Annotated in this window: 13 protein-coding genes; 2 read left to right on the top strand and 11 right to left on the bottom strand. The window is 32.5% G+C overall.

Going from position 1 to position 7,848, the window contains the following annotated elements:
- Positions 1–413: 413 nt before the first annotated feature.
- Positions 414–635, top strand: a complete 222-nt coding sequence (locus tag NiCM35_RS13435) for a hypothetical protein (protein WP_123257770.1) — start codon at positions 414–416, stop codon at positions 633–635.
- Between the two features lie 150 nt (positions 636–785).
- Here NiCM35_RS13435 and NiCM35_RS13430 read toward each other — a convergent pair whose 3' ends face one another.
- From NiCM35_RS13430 to NiCM35_RS13400, 7 genes are all read right to left on the bottom strand, one after another.
- Positions 786–1,571, bottom strand: a complete 786-nt coding sequence (locus NiCM35_RS13430) for a DUF817 domain-containing protein (protein ID WP_095333820.1) — start codon at positions 1,569–1,571, stop codon at positions 786–788.
- A gap of 2 nt (positions 1,572–1,573) precedes the next feature.
- Positions 1,574–1,789 (bottom strand): helix-turn-helix domain-containing protein, encoded by a 216-nt coding sequence (locus NiCM35_RS13425; RefSeq protein WP_047940541.1) that lies wholly within the window; start codon positions 1,787–1,789, stop codon positions 1,574–1,576.
- Positions 1,790–1,799: 10 nt separating this feature from the next.
- Positions 1,800–2,282: a DUF2975 domain-containing protein gene (locus NiCM35_RS13420; protein WP_095333816.1), complete on the bottom strand. Its 483-nt coding sequence runs from the start codon at positions 2,280–2,282 to the stop codon at positions 1,800–1,802.
- A 173-nt stretch (positions 2,283–2,455) separates the two neighbouring features.
- On the bottom strand, positions 2,456–2,686 hold the full coding sequence (locus tag NiCM35_RS13415; RefSeq protein WP_095333815.1) for a hypothetical protein: 231 nt from the start codon (positions 2,684–2,686) through the stop codon (positions 2,456–2,458).
- Positions 2,687–2,816: 130 nt separating this feature from the next.
- Positions 2,817–3,479, bottom strand: coding sequence for a DUF1801 domain-containing protein (locus tag NiCM35_RS13410; protein ID WP_123259333.1), 663 nt, complete (start codon positions 3,477–3,479; stop codon positions 2,817–2,819).
- Positions 3,480–3,499: 20 nt separating this feature from the next.
- The gene (locus NiCM35_RS13405; protein ID WP_123257771.1) at positions 3,500–3,874 is read right to left on the bottom strand and encodes an iron chaperone; all 375 of its coding nucleotides are present in this window, start codon (positions 3,872–3,874) and stop codon (positions 3,500–3,502) included.
- A gap of 160 nt (positions 3,875–4,034) precedes the next feature.
- On the bottom strand, positions 4,035–4,223 hold the full coding sequence (locus NiCM35_RS13400; RefSeq protein ID WP_123257772.1) for a hypothetical protein: 189 nt from the start codon (positions 4,221–4,223) through the stop codon (positions 4,035–4,037).
- A gap of 147 nt (positions 4,224–4,370) precedes the next feature.
- Between NiCM35_RS13400 and NiCM35_RS13395 the strand changes: the two genes are divergently transcribed.
- A complete protein-coding gene (locus NiCM35_RS13395) occupies positions 4,371–4,937 on the top strand; it encodes a non-canonical purine NTP pyrophosphatase (RefSeq protein WP_123257773.1) in 567 nt (188 codons plus the stop codon).
- 134 nt (positions 4,938–5,071) lie between these two features.
- Here the strand turns inward: NiCM35_RS13395 and NiCM35_RS13390 are convergent, their stop codons facing one another.
- From NiCM35_RS13390 to NiCM35_RS13375, 4 genes are all read right to left on the bottom strand, one after another.
- A complete protein-coding gene (locus NiCM35_RS13390) occupies positions 5,072–5,527 on the bottom strand; it encodes a DUF3278 domain-containing protein (RefSeq protein ID WP_095333806.1) in 456 nt (151 codons plus the stop codon).
- Positions 5,524–5,724 (bottom strand): helix-turn-helix transcriptional regulator, encoded by a 201-nt coding sequence (locus NiCM35_RS13385; RefSeq protein WP_047940535.1) that lies wholly within the window; start codon positions 5,722–5,724, stop codon positions 5,524–5,526. The genes NiCM35_RS13390 and NiCM35_RS13385 overlap by 4 nt, the downstream gene beginning before the upstream one ends.
- Positions 5,725–5,924: 200 nt before the next feature.
- Complete coding sequence (locus tag NiCM35_RS13380) at positions 5,925–7,286, bottom strand: DUF4179 domain-containing protein (protein ID WP_433779751.1); 1,362 nt, start codon at positions 7,284–7,286, stop codon at positions 5,925–5,927.
- On the bottom strand, positions 7,283–7,843 hold the full coding sequence (locus NiCM35_RS13375) for a sigma-70 family RNA polymerase sigma factor (protein WP_433779749.1): 561 nt from the start codon (positions 7,841–7,843) through the stop codon (positions 7,283–7,285). The genes NiCM35_RS13380 and NiCM35_RS13375 overlap by 4 nt, the downstream gene beginning before the upstream one ends.
- Positions 7,844–7,848 lie beyond the last annotated feature (5 nt).

Below are 7,848 nucleotides of genomic sequence, written 5' to 3'. Positions count from 1 at the left end.
CCCTTATAAGGATGAGATGGATTTATTATTTTATTGCTTTTAAAACATATTAGCTCTGTTCTTTGGTAAAATATCGAATAGTTCAAAAATAAATTAGAGGATTTTTTTATGATAAATGTGATAAAAGGTTTTTTCGCGAGCTTTTTTGTTATCTATTTCTTTATGCTATCTTATTTTTAATAGAAAATAAGATAGATGAACTTTTTGAAGCTCTTATTTTTCAGTCTATTAGTGGACTTTTCATTATTTTAATCCAGACCATGATAATGGAGCTTTGTTTTAAAATAGAAGGACATAATCAATTGTTTGCCATAATGATAGGTTTTATTGGTAGTATTTGTAGTTTTATCTATGCGATTACTCGAAATGATTTAAATGTGAAAGTTTAAAATAAAGAAAAAAGGAGTTTCTAAATGAGGGCTGCCTACAGCGTTCTAAGAGAGATACATAAGGGCATTGCTTTACCAACAGCAAAAGATTATGATATGCAACAGCGGCAATTTGAAAATTTCATCCTTTTTTTAGAAAATGAAGGATTTATTGAAAGAGTACTTAGAATCGATACCTTTTTCTCCCTAAAGCCAGCTAGATTAACGAAAAAGGGACAAGCCTTTTTAGAAAATACAATTACTTAGAGGAAACTTATCCAGATAAACAAAATATGATGAAATGGATCCGAGTAGGAAAAGAAGTGTACTCGAATGAAGCTGATGAGGAAGACTAAAATCAATTTAATAATAGCTCCAAGACTTCATTCACATCAAGGAGCTATCTGTTTACGCTTTTTATTTCCCATCATTATTTAAGCTGGTTTTTTTCCCCTTAACCAGCTTCAAAGTTGCCACAATAAGAAAGCTAACTATCACCAATAATAGCCATGAACTCACTTTCCCAACATGAACAAGGCTCCAAGCATCTTTTTGATTGGGATATTCCCATGCACTAAAATAAGTTGCAATGTTTTCCGCTATCCAAATAAAAAATCCAATCAGTACAAAAGAGAGTGCTAGCGGCATTCGATATTTAATGCCATTTACCTTGTAAAATACCCAGGATTTCCAAAATACGATTATGACTAATCCAGATAAATACCAACGAATATCTATCCAAAAATGGTGGGTGAAAAAGTTCAAATATATAGCAGCAGCAAGTGGCACAACAACTAAAAAAGATGGCCAATTTACTAGCTCTACCTTTAACCTCCGCCATGCCTGACATAAAAAACTCGCAACACTTGCGTACATAAAGCCACTATAGAGAGGGACGCCAAAAATTTTTGTAAAGCCCGCTTCTGGATAAGACCATGAACCCATATGAACCTTGAAAAGCTCAAGGGCAAGTCCAATCAAATGGAAAACGGTTATAACCTTTAACTCATCAATCGTTTCCAAACCAGTACGGACCATCACCCACTGCATAAAAAGACAGATAAGAAGCAGCCAATCGTATCTTGGTAACAAGGGAAGTTCTATCATTTTTGTCATTGCCAGTGATGCAAAAATAGCTATAGGAAAAACACAAGCTAAAGCTTGTTGCCACCCGAAACAAATAAGCTGCTTTAATGCTCTTATCACTAGATTTCCTCTTCATTTCTATATTCCAGTATATCGCCTGGCTGGCAATCCAATGCTTTGCAAATTGCTTCCAATGTTGAAATACGGATTGCTTTTGCCTTTCCATTTTTCAAAATAGAAAGATTAGCCATTGTTATTCCAACCTTTTCCGATAATTCTGTTACACTCATTTTTCTTTTTGCTAACATTACATCAATATTTATTATAATTGCCATTTGTATCACCTCAGACGATTAAGTCGTTTTCTGATTTTATATCAATTGCCTCTTTTAATAGCTTTTGAAGCACTGCTGCAAAAACGGCAATGACCATCGAAGCAAAAATCAGAACAAGTCCAATTAAAATAATTCCTGGCGCATCATCCCTTTCTGCTAAAAGGTAGAATAGCGGCAATCCCAACACAAAAATCGCGCTTATAGAAAGAGCACAGTTTTTTATTTTCTTTAGTGCATTAACGGATAACTCCGAGAATGCTTCATTCTTATCAATATAGTTTAACAGTTTAAATGCTTGATATAATGCATAGTAGAAAGGAATTGCTGCTGCATAAAAATCAAACATTATCAGATATTTTAAATAAGCATTATTTGGATACAACTCAGCAGCAAAATTTCCGATTTCTGGTACTAAGAAGATACATAAGGCCAGAATAGGTACGCCAATAAGAATAACAGCAATCTTTAAAAAGAGCGTTGATACTTGTTTCATCAAAAACACCTCACTAATTTATTTCTATTTTAAATTACCATATAATTTATCGTTTTACAATAAATTTTTATTAATAATTATTTGTTTTTTATTGTTTATAAAAAAACAGAGTAAAATAAAAAGTATCTCTTATGGAAAGAAATACTTTAACAATAGACTTATTTATCAATAAACTATCCTGTTACAAACATAAAGTCTTGTACAAATACGGAAACCGCCTTTAAATCAACTCGATGGCTTTTATACAATGCTTCTGCCTTCTTCAGCTCTTTCTTCACTTTAGGAGAAATTTTTTCTGCTTCTTTTAACGAAATGTCTCCAATTAATAGATCAATTGCTATTTTTTGTATGTTTTCTTCGCGAGACTGATGCAATATGTAGGAAATACAACTAATTTGGTCCATTCTTACACCTCTCTAAACATATTTTTATGAATAATTCTATGTTTAGACAGAAAATTCCTTCTTTTTCAAATAAAACAAAAAAGACAGTTCTCAGCTTCCTTTCAGAAACATTAATACTGTCCCTTTGCGACTATTTTTTGCCGGCAAATTTATGTGAGCCATCACAATTAGGCATTTTTTGGGAAAGGCCACAAATGCAGTCATTTAATCCCTTGCCATTTAGGATTCTCTCCATTGCCTTTTCAATCCTTGTTACTTTTGTTTTTGCTTGCTTTGGCTGGGAAAAATGAAGAATGTAAGCTCTTTGGCGCCCTGGTGTCAATCCTTCAAAAGCAGTTTTTAATGAAGGTATTTCTTCAAATTTCCTTTCAAGTTCTTCAGGAATACTGTATTCTTTGTGCTCTTTTACCATCACTTCCAAACCTGATTTTTCCACTGCAATTGCTTCAAGAATATATTCTTTTATGGCAGATTCCCTTTTCATTATTTCTTGTAAGTTCTTAAAGCGAATTTGCCGCGCTGCCTGGACATTTTCTGTTTGTTGGACTAGAATTCCTTGAGGATCCTTTAAGAGAGCACCTTTATGAAATAAAAGAGCACAATATTCTTTAAATCCATGAATGAGCACAATGTTTTTATTTTTATAAGTGTAGCATGGATGCATCCATTTAAATTCTTCCGTCAGCTCTTCGCACTCAAGAGCAAGCTGTCGTAGCTTCACATATTCTTCCTGCCACTGGCTATCTTTGCTTAAAAATTCCTCCACCTGTGGATTTAATTTTCTATTTGCCATACAAGTACACCCTTCTATTATTACTCTTTTCTCCAAAATGTCTTACAATCTGCTTTATCAGTAATATTAAAGTCAATCATTTTTTCTAATAAAGAAAAATTAACGGAATTGCTCCATTTTATTCGTACGAGCTGCTTCGTATGATCATAGCCTGCTTGTACAATTTCATCTGAAAATTGGATGATTCCCGCTCTTTCAGGTGCGACTGCCAAATGCTGCTTTGCAATACTAAAGCCAATTATGAATGTTTCATGATCCGTAAACATCGGCTGATTCCAAGCAATTTTCGGCACTAAACTGGGGAATTTTTTCATTACCCAATGCAAGACCTCTTCTGTTCGATCCCGATGCTCTGGATTATCAATCCCTGCTAAAAACTCTGCAAAAACTTCCATATTCATCCTCCACCATACACTCTATTGCCAATAATCTCATTTTGATTCCTGAGTCTATCATATCGCATATTCATTTGTTATTCTAGCTACAAACAAGGTTAAGATGCATCACTTTTGCTATAGGTATTTGTTCTTTAATCTCATTTTTTAACGAATATCCTTAAAAATATACTGCACTTAATCCAACATAAATTAATATAGAAATGATAATAAACACTGAAAAGAATAGCCCCTTGCCAAAGCTAGACCAGTTTTTCATCCATCCCCATCTGCTTTTATTTCTATCAAGCCAAAAATAATCTATAAGAACAGTCAATCCTATTATTATCATAACAACAATCGGATTCATTCTTCTCCCTTCTTTATGATCATTATATGAAAATGTAAAAAAGTTATTTACCGATCAGCTAAAATTCTCTTTTTCTCTATAAATTTTGTTATATTAAAAGAACAGGAAAATTCATTAAGTAATTTACGAACACAAGGAGACACTTTGATGAAGGAAATTATATTTGTAACAACCAACAAAGGAAAAGTTGCATCTGCTGAAAAGGAATTAAAAAATATAAAAGTGACTCCTATACAGGAAGAGTTAAGCGAGCCACGTACTGACGATATTAAAGAGATTGCTAAACAAAAAGTCTTGCAAGCATATGAAATCGTTAAGAGACCATGCATTGCTTTAGATTCTGGTTTTTTCATCGAAGAATTAAACGGTTTTCCTAGAGCATATGTAAACCATATGTTAGATACTATCGGTATTACTGGTATATTAAAATTACTAAAAGAGGAAAATAACCGTGCTTGCGAATTTAGATCGTGTTTGGCCTATTATGATGGTGAACAAATAACGTACTTTGCGAGCAAATCACAAGGAACGATAGCTGAAGAAATAAGAGGTTTAGATAATAATAATAAATGGTCTGATCTCTGGTATATTTTCATTCCCAACCATTTTAATAAAACACTTGCTGAATTTACGGAAGATGATTTCCATATATATGAAGAAAAGAAAGAAGAGTCCTGTATTCGTAAATTTGGAAAATGGTTTGAAGCGTTGTAATAGCGACAATATAATAAAAGCGGTGCAAAAACATTGTGTTCTTGCACCGAAAAAGCAAACAAGGAATGCTTGGATTCTATTATCTTCATAATCTTTGTTTATTTTATTATTTAACAAATGAACATATAAATTGTTTATAGCAAATCCTTATTTTTGTTATAAGAACGTTTTAAAGAAATGTAGTTAACGAAAAACCATAGCAAACCTGCGAACACTATTAACACAATTGTTTCCATCCATTCATTTATGTTGGCTGGCAAACCTAAAAAAATAACATAAAACAAGAAAAATAAAATAACAAAACTACTTGTTTTCATCACAATACTTCTTAATTCTTTCTTATAGGAATCTTCTGTTGCAATATCTGCATACTCAATACCAGATAGTATATACCGCCCTAACACATAAAGGAGAAATATCGCAATAGGTAGTAATAGAGATGTTTTAGCATCTAAATTAACATAGTTATTCAAAATAAGCATTCCTGCAAGGATAAGCAAAAGGATTATTGCTCCTTCTGAAAAAAAGTACAAAATCCTTTTTTCCTTATATTCATCATTAGGTAATAAAAAAGATATCCAAGATCTCATGACAACTCGACCTCCCAAAATAAATCATCTAATGTTGTATTTAATTCTTTAGCAATAGCAATACATAAATTCAGACTAGGATTGTATTCTCCTTTTTCAATCAACCCGATAGTCTGCCTAGTGGCATTCACTCGTTTTGCAAGCTGCTCTTGTGTTAAACCTTTTTCTATTCTTGCTAGTTTCATTTTACTTGCCATATACTCACCTACACAATGAAATATATATTCAACAATTTGTTAGATTTATCTTACATTATACAACGATAGAATGCAATATAAATCTTACATTAAAAATATCTCTTTTTATTCGCAAACTCATCTACAATAGGAATCAGAAAAGACCAAATCCTATGCAATTTGGTCTAGTTTATTAGTATTCCATTTTTTTCATTCTAAGATTATTTTAACGGAACTTCAATTTCTAAATCTGTTAATATTCGAGGAGTTTCTTCTTGCATATATTCAATCGTTAGTCCTTGTCTGGGAATATTCATAAATTCTTCTTCGATAATATAATGATCCTTTTCTTTAAAAGTTTTGGATGTATTAGCACCATAATATACTTTTCCCAAATGATCCTTTAATGTAAAATAATTCGAATGTAGAAAAGGAAATTGGCTATTTAATTCATACGTTATTTTCATTACATTTCCCGTATACTTAACGCCAATAATATTGATTTTTCCCAAATCGTCTAAATCTAATTTAGTCCCCTTTCCTCTAAATGGTTTTTCAGTTGGACTATTAGTCTGATTATTATTGGCAATTATTGGTTGAATAGTCACCGAATCTGTATTTTTTTTCTCTAACCCTTCAAATGATTCTTGAATAGAATCCATTACTTCTAAATTACCCTTTATTGTGATTCCACCATAGCCATGGGTATTGGAAATCCAAGGAATTACTTCTCCTTCATTTGTGATTAGTCGAAACATCATCATATTATCTTTGAATTTCGTCACCGGCCCTTTAAAGCTCAAATTAACAACAGTAGTGATTGGTGTTCTTTTTATCTCCTTCACAGTAAATTCACTCTCATTGCTTTGTCTCGTAATCATCGGAGCAATCGTTTTTACGTTTTCCGTTTTGCTAAGTTTAAATTCAAATTGAAAAATCTCATACTTTCCGTTTATTACTAATGCATAATAGGGATGAACTTCAATTTCCTTTGGTAATTCCTCATTTTGTAAAAAAATAACTGTTCCAATCCCAGCTACTTTATTGGCAGTCACCATTTCATAATTCCCATCTGTTAACTTACCTGTAGCTGCGCTTGCCTCTTTCTTAAAGGAAACATTAAAATTATCAATCTGATACTCTCTTATCGGCTCCTTTGATTCCACTACATAACTAAAGGAGATTCTTTCCCCGTCATAAATTGCTTCCTTTATCGTCATTTCTACCTCATTACTTTTCGATGTGGCAACAATATTTGATACTAATTTGCTTTCCTTCCCTTTCTTTAACCCTCCATCCCCATATGCTTTGAAAATTGAATCGATAAAAGGGAGAGAGGAAAGTGTGTTTGCAAGAGTTGGAGACAATTTTGGAAAAGTCAGCAGCATCGAGATAAATAAACAAAACGTGATAGTTGCTACGATATGCTTTTTATATAAAAGGAGTATATTAGGATGCGAGGCATTCTCTTTCTCCAACTTTTTCACTTCGAATATAACTTTCTGTCGATCACTTTCAGAAAAGTTTACATCTTCCATAACATCACCTAGTGTCTCTTTTATAACTTTGGAATCATTCTTCATCTGAATTCCTCCTTATGTAGAAATGGCAATAGATTTTTTCTACCTCTTCTCAGTCTCGTTTTCGCAGTATTCTTAGAAATTTGGAGAATATCTGCAATTTCATTTATATCTAGCTCTTCATAGTAGTATAAAAGGATTACTTCAGCATATTTTGGCGGAAGACTTAAAATTATATTTTTTAGCTCTGCTTGCATCGTTTGAATCATTACTTCTTCTTCTGTTGACGGCATAGTGGCGCTCTTATGATTTATATCTTTCTTAAATAAGCTAAACCGCCTCGCATAGGCACTTTTTATATGATCTTTACACTTATTGATTGTAATTCGGTAAAGCCATGTTTTTAATTTCGCTTCTCCTTTAAACGTCTTTAAATGGGTATAACACTTAATAAAAACAGTTTGCACAATATCTTTTGCCGTTTCTATATCTTTTACATATGTATAAGCCAACCTTGTCAGTTCATCACCATACAAAATCATAATTTCTTCTAACAGCTCTTCTAATTCATTCTCTTCTAGCTCTCTTAATAATGAATGTTCTAGTCTTTTCGAAATCACTTCTT

This window comes from Niallia sp. M35 (genome assembly GCF_050971705.1).
GTDB classification, from domain to species: domain Bacteria; phylum Bacillota; class Bacilli; order Bacillales; family Cytobacillaceae; genus Niallia; species Niallia circulans_A.
The sequence above is the reverse complement of the archived record's forward strand: the minus strand, read 5'-3'. Positions and strand labels throughout refer to the sequence as shown.